At 43.1% G+C, this 19,050-nt stretch carries 14 protein-coding genes; 7 read left to right on the top strand and 7 right to left on the bottom strand.

Features of this window, described 5'->3' with window-relative positions:
- The coding region (locus tag ABIL00_06750; GenBank protein ID MEO0110455.1) for an integrase core domain-containing protein at positions 1–403 on the top strand (403 nt) is incomplete at its 5' end.
- Between the two features lie 57 nt (positions 404–460).
- A complete protein-coding gene (locus ABIL00_06745; GenBank protein MEO0110454.1) occupies positions 461–1,345 on the top strand; it encodes a DMT family transporter in 885 nt (294 codons plus the stop codon).
- On the opposite strand, the gene ABIL00_06740 is transcribed toward ABIL00_06745, so the two are convergent.
- Genes ABIL00_06740 through ABIL00_06710 form a run of 7 tightly spaced genes read right to left on the bottom strand, consistent with a single transcriptional unit; the run spans position 1,328 to position 5,814 of the window.
- Entirely contained in the window at positions 1,328–1,576 is a 249-nt protein-coding gene (locus ABIL00_06740; GenBank protein MEO0110453.1) for a thioredoxin family protein, read from the bottom strand. The genes ABIL00_06745 and ABIL00_06740 overlap by 18 nt on opposite strands.
- A 16-nt stretch (positions 1,577–1,592) precedes the next feature.
- Positions 1,593–2,291 (bottom strand): cytochrome c biogenesis protein CcdA, encoded by a 699-nt coding sequence (locus ABIL00_06735; protein MEO0110452.1) that lies wholly within the window; start codon positions 2,289–2,291, stop codon positions 1,593–1,595.
- The gene (locus tag ABIL00_06730; protein ID MEO0110451.1) at positions 2,291–3,277 is read right to left on the bottom strand and encodes a thioredoxin domain-containing protein; all 987 of its coding nucleotides are present in this window, start codon (positions 3,275–3,277) and stop codon (positions 2,291–2,293) included. Before ABIL00_06730 ends, ABIL00_06735 begins: the two co-directional genes overlap by 1 nt.
- The gene (locus tag ABIL00_06725) at positions 3,274–3,984 is read right to left on the bottom strand and encodes a DUF169 domain-containing protein (protein MEO0110450.1); all 711 of its coding nucleotides are present in this window, start codon (positions 3,982–3,984) and stop codon (positions 3,274–3,276) included. Before ABIL00_06725 ends, ABIL00_06730 begins: the two co-directional genes overlap by 4 nt.
- Before the next feature lie 9 nt (positions 3,985–3,993).
- On the bottom strand, positions 3,994–5,037 hold the full coding sequence (locus tag ABIL00_06720; protein ID MEO0110449.1) for a permease: 1,044 nt from the start codon (positions 5,035–5,037) through the stop codon (positions 3,994–3,996).
- Positions 5,030–5,455, bottom strand: coding sequence for an arsenate reductase ArsC (locus ABIL00_06715; protein MEO0110448.1), 426 nt, complete (start codon positions 5,453–5,455; stop codon positions 5,030–5,032). Before ABIL00_06715 ends, ABIL00_06720 begins: the two co-directional genes overlap by 8 nt.
- Positions 5,452–5,814, bottom strand: coding sequence for a metalloregulator ArsR/SmtB family transcription factor (locus ABIL00_06710; GenBank protein MEO0110447.1), 363 nt, complete (start codon positions 5,812–5,814; stop codon positions 5,452–5,454). The genes ABIL00_06715 and ABIL00_06710 overlap by 4 nt, the downstream gene beginning before the upstream one ends.
- 826 nt (positions 5,815–6,640) lie before the next feature.
- Here ABIL00_06710 and ABIL00_06705 point away from each other — a divergent pair.
- The 5 genes from ABIL00_06705 to ABIL00_06685 all read left to right on the top strand — a co-directional run.
- A complete protein-coding gene (locus tag ABIL00_06705; GenBank protein MEO0110446.1) occupies positions 6,641–9,394 on the top strand; it encodes a T9SS type A sorting domain-containing protein in 2,754 nt (917 codons plus the stop codon).
- 81 nt (positions 9,395–9,475) lie between these two features.
- A complete protein-coding gene (locus ABIL00_06700) occupies positions 9,476–12,961 on the top strand; it encodes a hypothetical protein (protein MEO0110445.1) in 3,486 nt (1,161 codons plus the stop codon).
- 60 nt (positions 12,962–13,021) lie between these two features.
- Positions 13,022–16,417 carry a DNA polymerase III subunit alpha gene (gene dnaE / locus ABIL00_06695; GenBank protein ID MEO0110444.1) on the top strand — a complete coding sequence of 1,132 codons (3,396 nt, stop codon included), beginning with the start codon at positions 13,022–13,024 and terminating at the stop codon, positions 16,415–16,417.
- Entirely contained in the window at positions 16,417–18,621 is a 2,205-nt protein-coding gene (locus tag ABIL00_06690) for an FG-GAP-like repeat-containing protein (protein ID MEO0110443.1), read from the top strand. The genes dnaE and ABIL00_06690 overlap by 1 nt, the downstream gene beginning before the upstream one ends.
- On the top strand, positions 18,602–19,050 hold a 449-nt coding region (locus ABIL00_06685; GenBank protein ID MEO0110442.1), incomplete at its 3' end, for an MFS transporter. The genes ABIL00_06690 and ABIL00_06685, both read left to right, overlap by 20 nt.

The following is a 19,050-nucleotide window of genomic DNA, read 5'->3' as shown; positions in this document are numbered from 1 at the left end:
TCAAGGTAGAGTAGAAAGGTCACACAAAACCGACGATGAAGAGTTTTATATTCCTTTGATACCCACTTTTAAAAATTGCTCCCATTTTCTAAAAGAAGCACAAAAATGGCAGATATATTATAATACCGAAAGACCACATTTTGGCTATGGTATGAATAATTTAACTCCTTTAGAAAAACTCAAATCTTTAGGATTAACTCATTTAAATGAGAATTTTGCTAATTTTCCGGTTATTATTTTAGATTATTATTCTCCTGATTATTGCCACCTTATGGCTGGTAACGATGTCTTAACCAAGTACAAAATTCAGTTAATCAGAGAGACTGTCTTTCTTTTGAAGTTTTGGGAGATACCCAAAATTAGTATTAGGAAAGGGATTGGATCATTTCTTAGCTGTTTTTAGAAAAGAGAGCAAACTTAAAATCTATTGATATTTATCTTTTTAATTATATAATGGCAGTTGCTTTCCCATCTCGGTGAGATTGCCGCTTTAGGCACCGCTTTTTCTTGGTCCTTTGGTTCTATTTTCTTTACTTTCGCTTCTCGGCAGATTGGTGCCTTTATGGTCAATCGGTTGCGGTTAACAATTGCCTTTTCTTTTATAATTATTACCCATTACCTTATCTTTGGTCGTTTATCTCCTTTAGCAAGTAGTTTTAGTTGGTTCTGGCTCGGTCTCTCGGGTCTTATTGGTTTTACGATTGGCGATACCCTTTTATTTCGGGCGTTTGTGCTTCTCGGTCCTCGGTTAACGATGCTTGTGATGTCTCTGGTTCCGGTGTTCGGTTCAATCCTCGCCCGAATTTTTCTCAATGAAACTCTGAGTCAGGCAAAGATTTTGGCGATTCTTATCACCCTTTTCGGCATCACCTGGGCAATTGGGAAGAGAAACGGCGGAAGACCAACCAATTACCGGTTTGGGATTATCTCCGCTCTGGGCGCTGCCTTCTGTCAGGCGTTAGGGCTTTTCGCCTCCAAAAAAGGTTTGGGCAATAACCTTTCTCCGATTTCGGGAAATCTCATCCGAGTCTTAGTTGGCACTACTACCCTTTGGCTTTTCCCTCTCTTTTGGCGCAATTTGGGAAAAACCTTTAAAAAACTGCAAAATAGAAATATCTTTCTACCCCTTCTTGGTGGGGCAATCTTCGGTCCATTTTTAGGGGTTGGTCTTTCCCTAATCGCAATTCAAAGGACAAAAATTGGCATCGCTTCTACCCTAATGGCTCTACCACCAGTCATCTTAATTCCCCTCTCCCGTTGGATTTTTAAGGAGAGGATTAGCCTTTCGGCAATTTTGGGAACAATTATCTCTTTTCTTGGTGTCGCCCTAATCTTCCTTCTTTAATTCCGAAAGAATTTTCTTTATCTCTTCTACGGTTGGCACCTTCCCCGAGATTACGACCTTGCCGTCAATAATCACCGCTGGGGTCATTAAGACACCCAACTTGGCGAACTCCTTGATATCATAGAGATGGGAGATATCAGCGGCGATACCCAATTCCGCACAGGCGTCTTTCAGATTCTTCTCGGTTGCCTGACATCTCGGGCAACCAGGTCCCGCAATCTGGATCTTCATAAAGCACCTCCCTAACTCAGGCGGTCCAAATTAGATAGATACCGCCCAAAATAACTAAAATTCCACATATTTTTTTAATGAGGGCACTCCCTTTTGACTGGGCATCCCAATTTAAGTAATGCTGAATCACCTCGGTAAATGTCCCAGCCAGAATAATGATTGAGCAGTGGCCAATTCCGTAAGTAATTAAAAGGGAAAGCCCATAAAGAAATTTAGTGGTAGTGATACTTAGGGTGATGGCTAACATCGGTGCCATATAAGCGAAGGTGCAAGGTCCTAAGGCAAGACCAAAGGTAAGGCCTAAAATCAGACTAGCCAATAATCCTTTTTTCTTAAAGTTCGGGTGATTGATGTTTTGAAAAAAGGGGAGAGGGATAATCTCTAAAAGATAGAGTCCGACCAAAAAGAAGATTATTGCTACCAGATAGTTGCCATAAGGTCCGATATCACCTAAGACCCTGCCTATCATTCCTGTGATTAGGCCAATCGTGCTGATGGTAATTAGAATGCCTAAGGCAAAGAGCAAGGATAAAAAGAATGCCCTTCGGGTAGAAAGTTTCTCCTGGCCACTGATGAAGCCAACAATTAAAGGGATGCTCGCTAAATGGCAAGGGCTTAATAGAATACTTAAAAGACCCCAAAGGAAAGAGGCGAAATAGGCAAAAACCGGTGTTGATTGGATGGCACCGGATAGCCAAACGAAGATACCTTTCACTATTCCACCCCTAATTCTTTCAGTTTTTTTACAATCTCTTCTTTGGCCAGAAACCCCTCGTGGCGCCAGTATTGATTGCCGTTTTTGTCAAAGAATATCTGGGTGGGAATTACCCTTACCCGGTATCTATTGGCTAAATCGCGATATTCAGAGATTTCTAACAAGATGATATTTGCTTTTCCCTCATATTCCCTTTCCAATTCTTCAAAGATTGGTTTCATCATCTTACAGGGCACACAGTAGCCGGCACCAAGGTCTAAGACCGTTGGTTTACCACTTTTTAATGCCTTATCCAGAGGGTTGGGTGGTTTTAATCTTCTCTGTTCTTTAATCCACTCTTCATTTCTTATAACTTTCACCTTCTCTTTTAGGTTATCAATGTATTGAGTAATCACTTCTCCTTGTTTCTGCTCCTTCAGATAACTTCTTATCTCTTCCTTCACCTCAGAATAACTTTTTCCCATTTCACTCTGGTGGGCATTATAAAAATCCTCTAACTCCTTCTCGGGTATTTCAATCTTCTCGGTGAGCTCCCGAATTAAGAGTTCAATTGCCATATCTTTTTTCCTCTCCTCTTCGGAAACATCTTCCAAATTTTTAGTGAGGCCTCTCCGGGCTGCCTCTTGAAAAAGGAGTTCCCTGATGATTAACTGTTCTAAAAATCCTTCCTTGTCATTTTTATACATATCTTTATACTCATCGGGAAGAGACTGATATTTTTCCTCTAAGTATTCCTTCGTAATTTTGCCATTGCCAACCAGGGCTAAGACATCTTTTTCCATTTTAGCCTCTTCTTTTTTAGTTGGCTCTTTGAGCGGTTCCTCTTTTTCTTCTTTTTCCATTTTCAAATTTATGGTCTCCGGTTTTTGGACCTCTCCCATCGGTTTTTCTGCCACTTCTTTCTTCCCCCGTTTAACTAAAAGAACGATGGCGACGGTAGCGATTAAGAGAAGCAAAACGACCCATTTCCCAAAGTTTTTCATCATTTTTCCTTCCCCCCAAAAGGATTCGTTGGTGAGCGATAAGCCTGAACAATCGGGAGATGGATCTGGTTTGTTGCTCTCCATTTTTCTAAGGTCGGAAGGATTTTTTCCACCAGTGTCCAAGGAAGGGTAAAAACCAGTTCGGAATCTTGAAATAACCCAAATCTTTTGGCACCAAAACAGGGGATAGAAAGATTTGGTTCTTGGGTTTGGTAAGAGACCACTGCTCCATAAGAGCATAAGGCGGAACTGATACCATTGCGAAAGGAGAAGTCCTTACCGGTTACCGCCGCGACAACTTCCAGCATCGGTAGAGCCTGAGCGCTATCAAGAATTAAAATCACCAATTCTGGTTCAAATTCCCCCAAGGGAGCGACCAAAATCCCTTTTATCTCTCCAATTCTTAACTTTGGCTTAATCGCTATTAACCTCTCTGCGGTTTCGCGGTTAATACCAAATTGTTTCTGATGGTGTTCAATATCTACCTCCTCAACCGCCCGGAATCCAAAAATGAACTGGGCGGTCAGGCAGCCCATTTGTTCCTTAGGACAAGAGAAAAAATAGCCGCCCTGAGAGGAGATTTTGACCATTTGACAAAAGGTTATCTTTTCGGTGGGTATCTTTCCCCTGTTTAATTCTTCGGCGGTCCGGCAAAATTTTACTCCCACAGGATGACCTTTTAATGACAAAATCTCTTTTAACCCCAACATCCTTCCTCCTCAAAAGATGAAGTTGCCAAAAAACCAACCCACCAGAGTTCCCAAGATGACAATTGTTGGCACATAGACCAACGCCTTCTTTATGCCGAAGACCCGAGCGATCGCTAGCCAGTTGGGTAAACTCAAACCCGGTCCAGTGAGAAGTAAAGCCAAAGCGGGTCCTTTTCCCATCCCTAATTTCATTAAGGTATGGACAAAAGGTGCCTCAGTCATCGTGGCAAAATAACTTACCGCCCCAATCATCGTTGCCAGAAAGGAAGGGAGGATCCCTTTGCCGCCGAGCCAATTTCTTATCCAATCTTCGGGTAAGATTTTGCCAATCACCCCAACGATAAAGACCCCAACCAGAAGAAGCGGGAAGATAATCTTCACAAACCAAAAGGTTTCCCTTAACCATTCCCCAATTCTTTCCTTTGTCTCCACTTTTACGGCATAGAGGACAGCGATTATGGTGCAGATTACCCAAACTAAAATCTTATAAAGGTAAGGACCTTTTTGCACCAGATAGTTCGGTAAGAGAAGGGAAAGGAGGATTAAAATGATGAGGATTAAATCTTTTCCCGCGATGATTCTTTTTTTCTCTGAGGTTTGCGGGATAGCCATTTCCCTCCTCTCTTTGCCAAAGGCAAGGCTCATCACCAAACCGACAAGAAAAGCCATAACTAAGGCAGAGACGATTCGGGAGATGACCATTCCACTACCGAGGATACTACCAGTATAAATTAGGGCTAAGATGTTAGAAGCGGGTGCTACCCAGAGGATAATAAAGGCAACCCCCACCCCGGCTCCGGCATAATACAAGCCACTTGCCACCGGAATGACCGTGCAGGAGCAGGCGGCTAAAAAGAAACTGGCGCTACTGGCTAAGGAAAAAGATTTTACCTTATTTGCCTTCTCCCCCAAATATTCTAAAATTGCTTGGCGGTTGATAAAGGTAACCATTGCCCCGGCGAGTAAGAATGCCGGAACTAAACAGGTTAAGGTATGAGTGGCGATATAATCCTTTAAGGCAAAAAGCCCGGCAAAAATTAACTCTTTAACCATCGTTTTCCTCCTTAATAAATTCTTCTTCTATTTTTTCTCTTATCCGCTCCCGGATTTCTCTAAATACCTTCAATCTCTCTTCTTCGGTCCCTTCTTCCGCACTGGGGTCTGGGAAATTCCAGTGTTTATATTCCTTTGCCTTGGGAAAGAAAGGGCAGGTCTCTTTTGCCTTATCGCAGACGGTGATAACAAAATCAAACTCTTCTCCTTGGAATTCCTTTATTGATTTGGCGCGCTGCTGGGAAATGTCAATACCCACTTCGCTCATTACCTTTATCGCCAGGGGATGAAGAGAGGAAGGCTCAATTCCGGCACTGAAGGCCCGAAAACGATCACCGAAGAGATGGTTTAAGATTCCTTCCGCCATTTGACTGCGAGCCGAGTTATGAGTGCAGAGAAATAAAACCTTCTTTCTCATCTCTTCTTCCGTGCCGCGTCTTTTTCCCTTAAAGATAAAATTTTTTTTAGCCTTTTCTCCTCCGGCAAGAAATTTCTCCTCCCTAAGAAAGAGATGGTTTCCAGAAGGGAATGATAAAATTGATTAACTTTTGAGTTTAAGGAATAAAAGACCCATCTCCCTTCTTTTCTCTCCTTTACCAGACCACAGATTTTCAATTCCCGGAGATGGCGGGAGATGTGGGGCTGACTCTTTTTTAGGATTGTCATAATCTCACAGACGCATAATTCCCTTTCGGCTTTTTTCAGAATCCAAAGAATGCGCAATCGGGTCTCTTCTCCTAAGACCTTAAAACAGCGGGCCGCTTCTCTTATATTCATATATTCACATCTAAGTATATATATAAAGTGTGCTCTGTCAAGCATCCGATGATCACGCTTTGGATTAAACCCTTCATTAAACTCGGGATTAGGCCATTTATTACATCCTCTATTAGACTCCGGATGAGGCTTTTGCCTATACCTTCGGTTCTATCTTCTATTAGGTTATTTATTAAATTCTCCGTTAAATCTTTTATTACCTTCCCTATTAAATCCGGAATTGTGCCTTATATTAGACATTATGTTATCCTTTCTATTGGATACCCGATACCATCCCCTGTATGGTATACCCCTTTTTATAAAGATAAACCCCTCCTGTTTAATAAAACCCTTATGATTTAATTCCATTTTTTAGTTAGTGGCTCACTTACCCGATAATGCCTCCATAATCTCTTATAAGGGCTGGGATTAGAACCCAATCACTTAGTTGGCCCTCTTTATTTATAACACCCCAAAAGGCAAGCTCCTTAATCATTTCTTTTGACTTCTTCATATCCCTATATATATAATAAATAAATATAATAAAACGGAAATACCCCCTAATTTCTGACACTAAATTTCCCCCTCAATTCTAAGCCTTTGGTTTTTCAATAACTTATTCTTTAAGAGAGGGGTTCTCTAAAATCTCATCTTATAGCCGAATGAATGGGCCTATTGACAAAAATGGAAAAAGTTATATAATACTAAGTTGGAGTAGATATGGGATTTGGGTTTTTAATTTTTGGCAAAGCCAAAGAAAAATTGATTTCTATCCTTTACGGAAATTCGTTTTTCTGGTGCTGGGGCATTTTGGGAAGGAGAGATGATAAAATAATGGGAGGATGTTATGAAAAAGGTCATATTTTTTCTTCTTTTTTTTAGCATTATTTTCGCCCAGAAGGATACGGTCTTATTTTTTGATAACTTTGACCGGGATACCCTGGGCTCAAGATGGATAACCTACGGTACTTCTAATGCCTATCCTTGGTGGGGGATAGATACCGCAAATGGCTATAATAATAGTTATGGCTCCTTAGCGGATAGTCCGCATCGTCCCTGGACCAGAAATTCATACAGTTATGCCGCAATGTCTTTTGGAATGAATTTTGCTGACCTCTTATCGGCTAATCTCTACTTTTATCAGATGAGAAATATGCAGAGTGGAAGAGGCTGGGGATATGCTGAGGTTTCTACCGATGGTGGTCAAACTTGGAATTCCCTTGGACCTCCTTACCAAGGCCAATCCGGCTGGGAAGCAACCGTTCTCTCGCTAAATAATTATCTCAATCTTCCGGATGTCCGAATTCGGTTTTATATTTTGGTAGCGGATAATGCCAATCCCAATTTTGATGGTTGGTTTATTGATTCAGTCCGGGTAATAGGCACAAAGAGAATCTGTCGGGATGTTGGTCCATTCCGATTGGTTGCCCCAGGTGATTCCATTAGACCGGATACAGTGATTACCCCGCAGGTTCAGGTTGTCAACTATGGAAATACCGAGGAAAGTCTCTGGGTCTGGTTAAAGATCTTTTATAAAGGGAATTTGGTTTATCAGGAATCTTCTTGGATTAATAAGTTAGAAAGAGGTGGAATTGCGATTGCCAATTTTCCCAATTGGTCCCCGGAATCCTTAGGGGTTTATAATTTCCTCTCTTGGACCGCCCTTTTGGGTGATACCTTCTATTCTAACGATACTTTAAGGGATTCAACCTATGTGGTGAAATATACCCATGATGTCGGAACCGAAGAGATAATCTCACCAAGAGGAACTCAGTATCCGAGAAGATTTCCCTTGATGGCAGTTTATAAAAATTATGGGGCAAATACCGAAACCTTTAACGCCTATTTCCGCATCACGAGTGGTTTGGATACAATTCTTAAACGTTCAGTAACCTTGCAACTCCTTCCGGACTCTTCCCGGGAATATGTCTTTGGTGATACAACCCTAAGAGCCGGTGAATATAAGGTTATCGCCTATACCTATCTGGCTAATGACGAAAGGTTGGAGAATAACCTGAAAGAGGAATCCCTTCATATTATCCAATTCCCTTATGATGTGGGAGTTGACCGGATAATTTCCCCAAGAGTGACAAATAATTTTGATACGATAACCCCTAATGCCTTAGTCTACAACTTAGGGGTTAATTCCGCTACCTTTACCGCCCACTTCACAATCTTTGATACCGCCAGACAGGAATTTTATCGTGATTCGACATTATGCACTTTACCTCCGGATAGTGTGCGGGAGATTACCTTTGCCCGGTGGATGCCAACCAAAATTGGCCGTTTCTTTGCCCGTTGTTCTTTATACTGCCCAGAAGATGGCAATCCGGAAAATGATACCCTAACCAAATACTTTACCATTTTAGTTGGTGGCTGGTTGCGCCGAGCCGAACTCCCTCTCGGTCCAAAAAAGAAAGGAGTAAGTTATGGAGCGGCTCTTACCTATCTTCCGGATACCTTCGTCTATGCCTTGAAGGGAAATGGCACTTGTGAGTTTTATCGGTATAATATCTTTGAGAATTATTGGGAAGCCGCTTGTTCCATCCCTTATTCCGGGGAAAAAAGGAAAGGAGTGAAGAACGGTGGTGCCTTATGTTCTAATGGCAAAGACCGGGTCTTTGCCTTAAAAGGAAATAAGACCGATGAGTTTTGGGCTTATTTTCCGGACGGTGATACCTGGCATCCATTAAAACCTGTGCCACCAATTCCCAAACCCGGGGTTAAGGATGGTGCGGGAATCTGTTATGCGACAAAAGGTGATTCGGAATTTGTCTTCTTGTTGAAAGGGACAAATAGTTACGCATTTTTTGCCTATTATATCCCTCTTGATACCTGGTTAATAAGGAAGGATGCCCCGCCTGGTCCTTTAATTAAAAAATGGAAGAAAGGGAGTTGCATTGCCACCGATGGCGAAAAGATTTATGCTCTAAAAGGCGGGTCAAAATATAACGAGTTCTATATCTACTATATCCTCTCGGATACTTGGGTAACTGGTTGCACCTTACCTTTGATGCGGGGCGGGGTTCAAGCAAGAAAGAAAAAGTTGAAGGACGGTGCATCTCTCTGCTACGCTCCAAATGTCAATCGGCTATATGCCTTTAAGGGAGGGAATACCGATGAGTTCTGGTCTTATAGCCTATCCCTTGAGAAATGGCAGGAACGAGACCCGATCCCGGTAACAGGCAAGAGGGTAAAGAGTGGTGGTGCTTTGACCTTTACCGATTTTAGAATCTATGCCTTTAAGGGAAATAAAACCTTAGAATTCTGGATGTATCTACCGATTGAGACAACAGGAAAGTATCTTGCTCCCTTAACCTTTGATTATCAAGCGAGCACTGGAAAAGGAAATAGTATTTCTTCCCTTTTGATTTATCCCAATCCCAATCAGGGACTTATTAACCTCTTTTATACCAAGGAGCACGAACCTCTGGAGATTTCCGTCTATGATGCCTTAGGCCGGAAGGTCTTTCCGATTATCTATAAAGGGAAAAACCAAATCAACCTGCAAATGAAGGGTCTATCCGAAGGCACTTACTTCCTTTATATCAAAGAGAAAAATGGAAAACACTTATATAAGAAGGTGGTCTATCAGAAATAACTGAGAGATTAATGGAAAGAGAAAATTTGACAATTTCCTTAATTTTCGAAGAGAGAGCAAGTTAAAAAGAGGGAGGATTTTATGGTGGAGAAAGTTTTGAGTAAGAAAAAAAAGATAACTCTTCTTGGCATTTTCCTTTTCTTCTCCTTTTCTTTAGGAGTCACCTTATGGGAAATTGGAAACATTAAAATTGATGGCGGAAATAAATTCTCTACCTATCCGATGTGTCGCTCCTTAGCGACAAGGGGTCCGGATACCTTGCATTGTGTCTATTCCGATTGGCAGGCAGAACTTCCCACCCATTATGTCTATTATTCCCGTTCTACTAATGGTGGTTCAACCTGGATTTCACCTACCTCTTGGTCCGCTTCTGCCAACTCCTATCCTTCAATTACCGCCTGGGGCAATTATGTTTATATCTCTTATCCCAATGGTAATGTAATAACCTTTCGCCGGTCAACGAATAATGGCCAAAATTGGAGTTACTATAACTTCACTCCACCTTCTGGCACCCCAACAAGTAGTGCCATTGGCTGTTGGGAAAATAATGTCTACCTTGTTGCTCATTCCTTTGCCACTCCGGATAATCATCTCTATTTCTCTCGCTCCACCGATAATGGTAGCAACTGGCCCGTTTCACCCACCAATTTAGGGAATGGGCAGTATCCAGCAATCTCGGTCTGGCGGGATACCGTTCATCTGGTTTATTTTTTAAGTAGTAAGTGGGGAATTTTCTATCGCCGGTCAACCGATGGTGGTCAAACTTGGAGCGATACCGTTCGTCTGGGAACAGTTTTTTATGAAGCCTTTCCTTCCATTGACTGCCGTAAAGGTTTGGTTGGTGTTGTCTGGTCACTCGCCAGTACCTACGGCACAATTTACTTCCGCGCCTCAACCAATAGTGGAACAAGTTGGCAAAACCTTTATTCTCCCGGGACTGGGAGATGGGCAACCGTTACCGTTGGTGGCTATCTATCTCATATTATCTACTGTGATTCTACTAACTATGGGAATTACGAACTTGTCTATCGCTTTACACCTAATAATGGGCAAACTTGGAGTCCAACTGAAAGGTTAACTAATACCCCTACCCGCTCCATAAATCCTTATATCTATTGCTTTGCCGATACCCTCCTCCGTTTGGTTTGGACGGAAAAGGATACAGTCTACTTCAAAAAAGGTAAGTATTTCCCAAGGGATATTGAATTATTCTCTATCCCTTCCCCACCAAGAACCATTGATTCCGGGAGTTCCTATACCCCGGCTTGCAGTGTTTACAATACCGGTCTTGATACCGCTCGCTCCTTCTGGGTTTGGGCTTATATCTCATCTCTTACCGGCGGGATGATATATTATAATGAGAGCACATTGGTTACCAATCTACCCCCAAATACCAAACAGCGTCTCTCTCTTAACCAATTTACCGCAAACTGGCCCCGGGGAAGTTATGTCCTCACCTGTTCCACCAAATACGATTTAGATCAGTATGATAAGAATAACTTTAAGAGATGCACCCTAACAATACGGGTGAGGGATGTTGGTATCTTAGAGATTCTCTCGCCGCCGGATTCGGTCAATTACGGGGATAATATTACCCCCCAGGTTCGACTGAGAAACTTTGGCACAGTGAACGCTAACTTCAATGCTAAGATGACCATCGGCAGTCTCTATAAGGAATCGGTTGATGTTAGTCTTGCGCCCAATGAGATAAGGGATATCTCTTTTCCCAATTGGCTTGTCTTAGAAAGGGGAACCTTAATTGCCAAATGCAGTACCAAATTGGCGAACGATTTAAGACCGGAGAATGACACCTTAACTAAAAGGATTAGAGTTGGGGTTGGTGATGTGGGAGTTGTTCAGATCATTGGACCAATCGGTATTTCTGATTCCGGATTTTCCGTTATCCCCAGAGCAAAAGTGAAGAATTTTGGCACCTTACCGTTTTCCTTTCCGGTCCGCTTTTCTATTGGTTCGTTTTATACCGATGTCCAATCGGTTGATAACCTCGGTCCGAATGAAGAGCGAGATGTTGACTTTAACCCGGTTACCCTCTCAGTTAGGGGTTATCATACAGTCTCTTGTTCTACGGAACTAATTGGCGACCAGGATAATTCAAACGATGGGCAGAGAGATAACCTTCTCATCCGGGTGCTTGATGTTGCCTTTGGACGTCGACTTGTGCCTAAAGATAGTATCCGGGCTGATTCCCTATTCTTCCCGAAGGTGAGATTAAGAAATCTCGGCTTTCCTGAGGTATCCTTCACCTGTCTCTTTGTGATAAAGAAAGGAGATAATACCATTTATTCCCAAAGGGTTACGGTTGAGCCAATCCCGCCCTTAGATTCCGCAGATGTAGAATTCCCACCCCTAACCCTTCCGGATACCGGAATGTATCTCAATTATATCAACTGCGAACTATCCGGAGACCAAAATCCGGAGAATAACTCCTTTGCCGGCATCTTTAAGGTCTATTTAGGTGGTCCGGGCAGCCAACCACCAACCTGGATGCCGATGGTGAGTGTGCCACCCGAACCAGATATGAAAAGGGTGAAGAGTGGTGGTGGGATGACCGCCAGTCCTGAGGCACTCTACATCCTGAAAGGAAATAATACGAGAAGTTTGTATTTCTATAATCCAGCGAGTGGTGAAATTAGATTTCTTGATACTATTCCGTCCGGGACGAGTGGAAAGAAGGTGAAGAAGGGTTCGGGGATTACCTATGGTGATGGTAATCTTTATATCGCTAAGGGAGCCGGAACCAAAGAGTTATGGTGCTACGCAATTGGCAGTGGCGAATGGTCTTTAATTGAAATTCCCGGTGATAAAGGATTGAAAGGGGGCACCGGTATTGCCTATTTACCCGGTTATCTCTATCTTCTAAAGGGTTCAAAGACCAATGAGTTCTATCGCTATAACTTCTCTTCCTCCCGCTGGGAGATTTTGCCAAATGCACCAACACCTGTTGTTGACGGTAGTCGGATGACAACCGATGGGGCAAAGATTTATCTTCTTTTAGGAAAAAAGAACTACTTCTATACTTTTGACCCAACTGCCAATCAGTGGACCAGTAAAGAGAGTTTACCTCTCTTCAACCCTTTGACCAATAAGAAAAAGAAGGTAAAAGATGGCGCAAGTTTGGTCTGCTTTTTGGGAAAGATTTATTGTGTGAAAGGTGGCAATACCCAGGATTTTTGGAAATACGACCCAGACAGCTCTCTTTGGTATCCCTTAGAGTTGGTGCCGAAAGGGATGAGTAATAAAGGTGTTGGTGGAGGTGCGGGTTTGGCGGTCTTTGCCAACAAAATCTACCTTTTGAAGGGTAACAATACATTAGAAATCTGGCGTTATGATGGCGAAGGAATCTCTTCCCCCTTAGTAGCAAAAAGAGAAGAAAGAGAAAAATCCCAAAAGAAAGGTATACCCTCTCCTTCTGTTTTGGAAAGGAGAATTTATAATATTCTCGGTGAGGTCATCTATCAGGGAAAGGGGAAGCCTGCTTTAAAACCAGGAATCTATTTTCTTGAGGAAGGAAGAGAAGAAAAGAGGAAGATAGTGGTGGTGAAATAGGGAGATAATCTTAAAGACCAAAAATAGTTGACTTTTTCCCCCTCTCTTTTATAATTCTTCGTGAGCAACTTCGTCCATCTCCACAACCATACGGAATACAGTCTTTTGGATGGGGCGATTAAAATTTCCGCTCTGGTCCAAAAGGCAAAGGAATTTGGTCTTCCCGCCTTAGCCATCACCGATCACGGGAATCTTTTCGGAGCGATTGAGTTTTATAAAACTTGTCTCAACGAAGGGATTAAACCAATCATCGGTTGTGAAGTCTATTGCGCCCCAAATTCTCGGAAGGAGAAGAAGGTCAATCCGGAAATCCCAGAATCAAACTTTCATCTCACCTTACTCTGCCAGGATTTTTCCGGTTATAAGAATTTAGTAAAACTGGTCTCCTTCGGTTACCTGGAAGGCTTTTACTACCGACCCCGAATTGATAAAGAACTCCTAGCCGAATACAGTAAAGGTTTAATTTGTCTCTCTGGTTGCCTCAAAGGAGAAATCCCTTATTATTTAGCGAAAGGCGAAGAGAAAAAGGCAGAAAGAGCGGCACAGGAATTAAAGGATATCTTTGGGGAGAACTTCTTCTTAGAAGTGATCAAAGCCGGGGTAGAGAATGAGGATAAAGTGATTAGGGGGCTTTTGTCTCTCAAAGAGAAATTCGGCTTAAAAATCTGCGCTACCGGCGACTGCCATTATCTAAATAAAGATGATAAGTTAGCACACGAGGTGATGCTCTGTATCCAGACGAATAAGAAATTGAAGGAGAAGAAGCGGTTCAGTTTCACCTCCGAGGAGGTCTATTTCAAATCACCAATGGAGATGGCATCCCTTTTCTCGGATTTACCATCGGCCCTTACCACCTCCTTGGAGATTGCCGAAAGGTGTAATTTGAAATTGCCGGTTGGGGAGAGGAAATTCTATCTCCCCCTAGCAGAAGTACCACCGGGGTACCAATCGGATTGGGATTATCTGGTTCAACTGGCGGAGGAAGGATTAAAGCGGAGGTATAGAAAGCCCACGCCCGCCCAAGAAGAACGGCTGCGCTACGAACTTTCGGTGATTAAGAAGATGGGCTTCGCTAGTTATTTTTTAATTATTAAAGATATTGTTGATTTTGCCAGAAAGGAGAAGATTCCGGTTGGTCCGGGGAGGGGTTCGGCGGTAGGTAGCCTTTGCCTCTATGCCTTAGGGATTACCGACTGCGACCCATTAAAGTACGATTTGCTTTTTGAGCGCTTCTTAAATCCGGAGCGGGTTTCTCTGCCGGACATTGATATTGACTTCGGCGACAAGAGAAGGGACGAAGTGATCTCTTATATCCAAAAGAAATACGGGGAAGACCGGGTGAGCAAAATTATTACTTTCGGTACCTTACAATCCCGAGCGGTGGTGCGCGATGTGGGTCGGGTTCTTTCCATTCCCCTTTCCGAGGTGGATCTGATATGTAAGATGATTCCCTTCAATACCCCTTTGGCGAAGGCGATCGAAGAGAATAAGGAATTGGCGAGACGATTTGCAATTAATGAAGAATATCAAAGGTTAAAGGAGATCGCCTTGAAGTTGGAAGGTCTCTCCCGCCATGCCTCCATTCACGCCTCCGGGATCGTCATCACCCCCTGGCCCCTCTGGGAGATGATACCGGTTTATAAGACAACGGATGATGAACGTTCTACCCAATACGATATGAATGCCCTGGCTGATTTGGGAATTGTCAAGATGGACATCTTGGGACTTAAGACCTTAACCGTGATTGAAGAGACAGTAGCGAAATTGGCGGAGCGGGGGATAAAAGTGGAGATTGATAAAATCCCCTTTGACGATAAGAAGACCTATTCCCTTCTAAGTTCCGGCAAGACCACCGGTGTCTTCCAATTGGAATCTTATGGGATGCGAGAGACCTTAAAGAAGGTTCGGCCCGAGAAATTTGAAGATTTAGTCGCCGTCATTTCTTTATACCGCCCGGGACCGCTTTCCCAGGGAAACATTGACGACTTCATTCAGAGGAAGAACGGAAAAAAGGAAATTACCTATTTCCATCCCCTCTTAGAGGATGTCTTAAAGGAGACTTATGGGATGATTGTCTATCAGGAGCAGGTGATGAAGATTGCCAGTGTCTTCGCGGGCTTTTCTCTTGCCCAGGCAGATATCTTGCGGCAGGCGATGGGAAAGAAGATTCCCACTCTGATGCGTTCTATGGAGAAGGATTTTATTAATGGGGCGGAGGCGAAAGGGATTAAAAGAGAGCAGGCAAAAGAGTTATTTGCTGCCATTCTTCCTTTCTCCGGTTATGCCTTCAACAAGTCCCATTCGGTTGGTTACGCAACCATCTCCTACGAGACCGCCTATCTCTTGGCGAATTATCCCAAAGAGTTTTTGAGTGTCTTCTTGACAAATGAGATTGGCAATAATGAGAAGATTGCTCAATGGGTGAGGGAGATTAGGGAGATGGGGATTAATTTTTTGCCCCCGGATATCAATCGGAGTTTCTACGAATTTACCCTGGAAGGAGAGGCGATTCGTTTCGGTTTGGGAGCGATAAAAAATATCGGCAAGCCGTTGGTGGAGAGCATCGTTTCGGCACGTAAGGAGAAAGAGTTCACCTCTTTATTTGATTTAATTAAAAGAACAAAGCAGTTCGGCAATCGGAAGAGTTATGAGTATTTAATTAAGGCGGGGGCATTGGATACCATAAATCCGGACCGGGCTACTCTTTTAGAGATTTTGGATGAGGAGTTGGCAAAAGCCCAGTCGGAGAAATGGGAGAGAGAATCAAAGCAGTTCTCTTTATTTGATACGCCGCAAGGAGAGGAGAAAAAGAAGGGAAAAAGATACCATTCGGGGGATATCCTCCATTGGGAAAAGGAGGCGTTGGGATTTTATCTCACCAATCACCCCTTAGGAATGATGCCGGAGAAAGAATTTTTCAATCTGCCCAATATCTCTTCTCTCACGGATTTTTGCGACCAGGATTGTATCTTTGCCGGATTATTAAATGGGAAAAGGGCAAAGACCAATCGCCGGGGAGAGCGGTATTGGATTGGACAAATGGAAGATACCACTGGTTTTTGTGATGTGATTCTTTTTGACTCTTCATCCGAAGAAATGAAGCGGGGATTGAAGGTGGACAGTGTGGTTCTGGTGAAGGGGAGACCGCGGCAGAAGGAAACCGGAGAAATTATTGTGCGGGCGGAAGAGATAATTCCGATCAGCGATTATCCCAAGTGGGTGGCTCGGATCGTTTTGGAGTTGGAAAAAATGGAGGAAGGTGATTTATTAGAAATAAAAAAGGTTTTAGAGCAGTATCCCGGGGAGAAGGAGGTCTTTTTGGCTTATCGTTCTGAGGAAATGAGAAATCAATTGCGCCGGTTGAAGTCAATAACGGTTGAACCTTCCTTAAAATTACTCTCTTCCTTAAAGAATTTACCGAATGTGAAGAAGGTGCGCTTGGATTTTCTTCTCTGATGAGGAGAATATTTTATCTCTTCCCTTTTCTTTTTACCTTTTCCCAAGGAAATTGGGATACCCTTTGCCTCTTCTCTTCGCCCCTTTATCGTTTAGGGAAGGTGAGTACCTTCCGGCAACTAAAAGGGATTTTAGATGAGACCACGAGAATCTTTCTCTGCGACCAGGATACCGGTTTTGTCTATCTTTTAACCGACACCGCATCTTTCTATCCCCCAAAATTCCGAATTGAAAACTTGGGTAGGATTGGTGGCGGGTATTTGGCAATGGGGAGTGGCGATTTAGACGGTGATGGTAAAAATGATTTAATTTTAGGACAGAGAAGGTCACCTTCTACTGTTCAGAGGTTTTATTGGGCAAACGGTTGGCAGAGGGAAGAAATTGCTAATTTTAATGAGGCAATCTACGACTTAGTAATTGGAGATGCGGATAATGACGGCAGAGAAGAGATTATTTTAGGTTGTCAGAGTAATTTGAGGTTAATTCGGTACCGGGTTTCTGGTTGGGATACGATAACGATTTTGCGCAATACCGGAGCGATAAAAGGGGTAACGATTGGCGATTTTGACCCAACATCTTTTGGTAAGGAGATTGGTATCACATTACCCAACGGCAAGGTAAAGAGGGTTTATTGGCGAGGAAATTTCTGGGATACTTTAACCATATTTGACAATTCCAGTATGGAATTGGCAGAATTGGTAAGTGGCGATTTTGATGCCTCTTCCTCCGGGGAAGAGATTTGTATTTCCAATACCCGATCCCCCCAAAGTTTAGGTTCTCTAATTGAGGTCTTTTATGACTACGGCTGGAATTCTCGGGTGATATTCCGACCGGGAATAGAAAATTTCCGCTATTCCGACCTAACGGTCGGGGATTTTTACGATGGTTCTTTGGGAAGAGAGGTTCTGGCAATCACCGAACCGACAACCGACAATCACTGCCGGATGGTGTACGGTAGGGGAAATGATTGGCAGAGTTCGGTCATCTTTTCGGTTGGCACTACTCGGGCATTCTATGGTATCTTTGTCGGGGAAGCCAATCGCCATCGCTCTTATAATGATGAGATATTGGCAACTGCTGGTGGTCTCCTCTATCTGATTCAACAATATTCAATCCCACCACCAGTAATCACTAATATCTCCCAACCGCTCTTTCCTCTACCGGGTGAGACCTTAAATATTAGGGCGAAAATCTGGACCGATTATGACTCCCTAAATTATATCTTTGATACCTTATACCTCTCTTCGGATGGCATATCTTTTTATCCCAAACTAAAAGACTCTTTTCGGTTTCGGGATTCCCTTTTCTTCTATTCTCTGCCTCCTGGGGATAGTGGCGCTCGTTATTTCTATTATCTGAAAGCCTATAATCGGGCAGGACTTTTTACCCAATCACCAGATAGGGTCTTAACCCTCTCTTATCCGAGAAGGATTTATGAGATTCAATTTACTACCGATACCTCCGGCATCTCTCCGGATACCAATAAATGGGTAGTAACTACCGGCATTGTCTCCGGTGTCTTCGGAAGTGATTTCTTTATGGAAGACTTAGAATTTTCTCTCTTTCGGGGGATATTTGTTAACTCTCCTTATTCCGTTTCGGTTGGCGATAGTGTGAAGATTTCTGGTCGGGTGAGGGAGGTTAATAAATTGACGACGATTCGGGTAATCCCGGATTCCAGTTCTTCTCTTCTAATTTTGCGGCAGGGTCTTTCCCTTTCGCCGCCCACCCTCCGGATAAACCAAGTGGGAGAATCTTATGAAGGGGTTCTGGTAAAAATTGATACCCTCCATTTTAAGGTCAGGGGTTTCTTCGCCCCAAATCAGGGATATTGGGCTTACGATTTTAATGAAGGAGAATCAATCCTCGTTTGGATTGACAGCCGCACCGACCTTTCCGGAATGGAAATACCCGAGACCAATTTTCTACTTACTGGTAATATCAGCCAGGTGGGAAACAATTTTCAAATCTGGCCCCGTGCCCGCAATGATTTCTTAATCTATCCACCAGGGATTGAAGAGTTAAAGAAGACCCAGACAAAGGAAATGGGGGTGGGGAGAGAGTGGGAAATCTTTGATGCCCTCGGGCGAAAGGTTAAAGGGAGCCGGTTAGCCACTGGCGTCTATATCTTACGTTCGGGAAAGAAAAGTAAGGTAGTTTTAATTAACCATCTTAGAAAAATCTGTGTCCCAGGAAATAATTGAGGAAAAAGAGAGAAAAGAGAGTCTAAAAAATTCCTTTCTTGATGGTCTCTTCGCCTCCCTCAACTTAGGATTCTCTCAAAATTATTTAGTCCCATTTGCCTTATTTTTAGGGGCAAGTAGTTTCCAGATTGGCCTCCTTTCCTCCCTCCCCCAATTTGCTGGTTCTTTGGCGCAGATTGCCTCCCCGGATATTGTGGAAAGGCTAAAAAGGCGAGTGAAATTTATCGCCAATGCGGTCTTCTTGCAGGCATTCTTATGGCTCTTGATCTCCTTTCTGCCTATTCTTCCGGGAGAAAAGATAATTTTTTATATTATCCTATTAACCCTTAATACCTCCTTTGGCGCTGCTGCTACTCCAGCCTGGCAGAGTTTAATGAGCGATACTGTAGAAAAGGAGCGCTATGGCGAATACTTTGCCTGGCGGGGAAG

The organism is candidate division WOR-3 bacterium, from assembly GCA_039801905.1.
Taxonomy (GTDB): Bacteria; Hydrothermota; Tepidihabitantia; order Tepidihabitantales; family JBDRVQ01; genus JBDRVQ01.
Note: the sequence above shows the minus strand (reverse complement) of the source record. Positions and strands in the feature narration are given on the sequence as shown.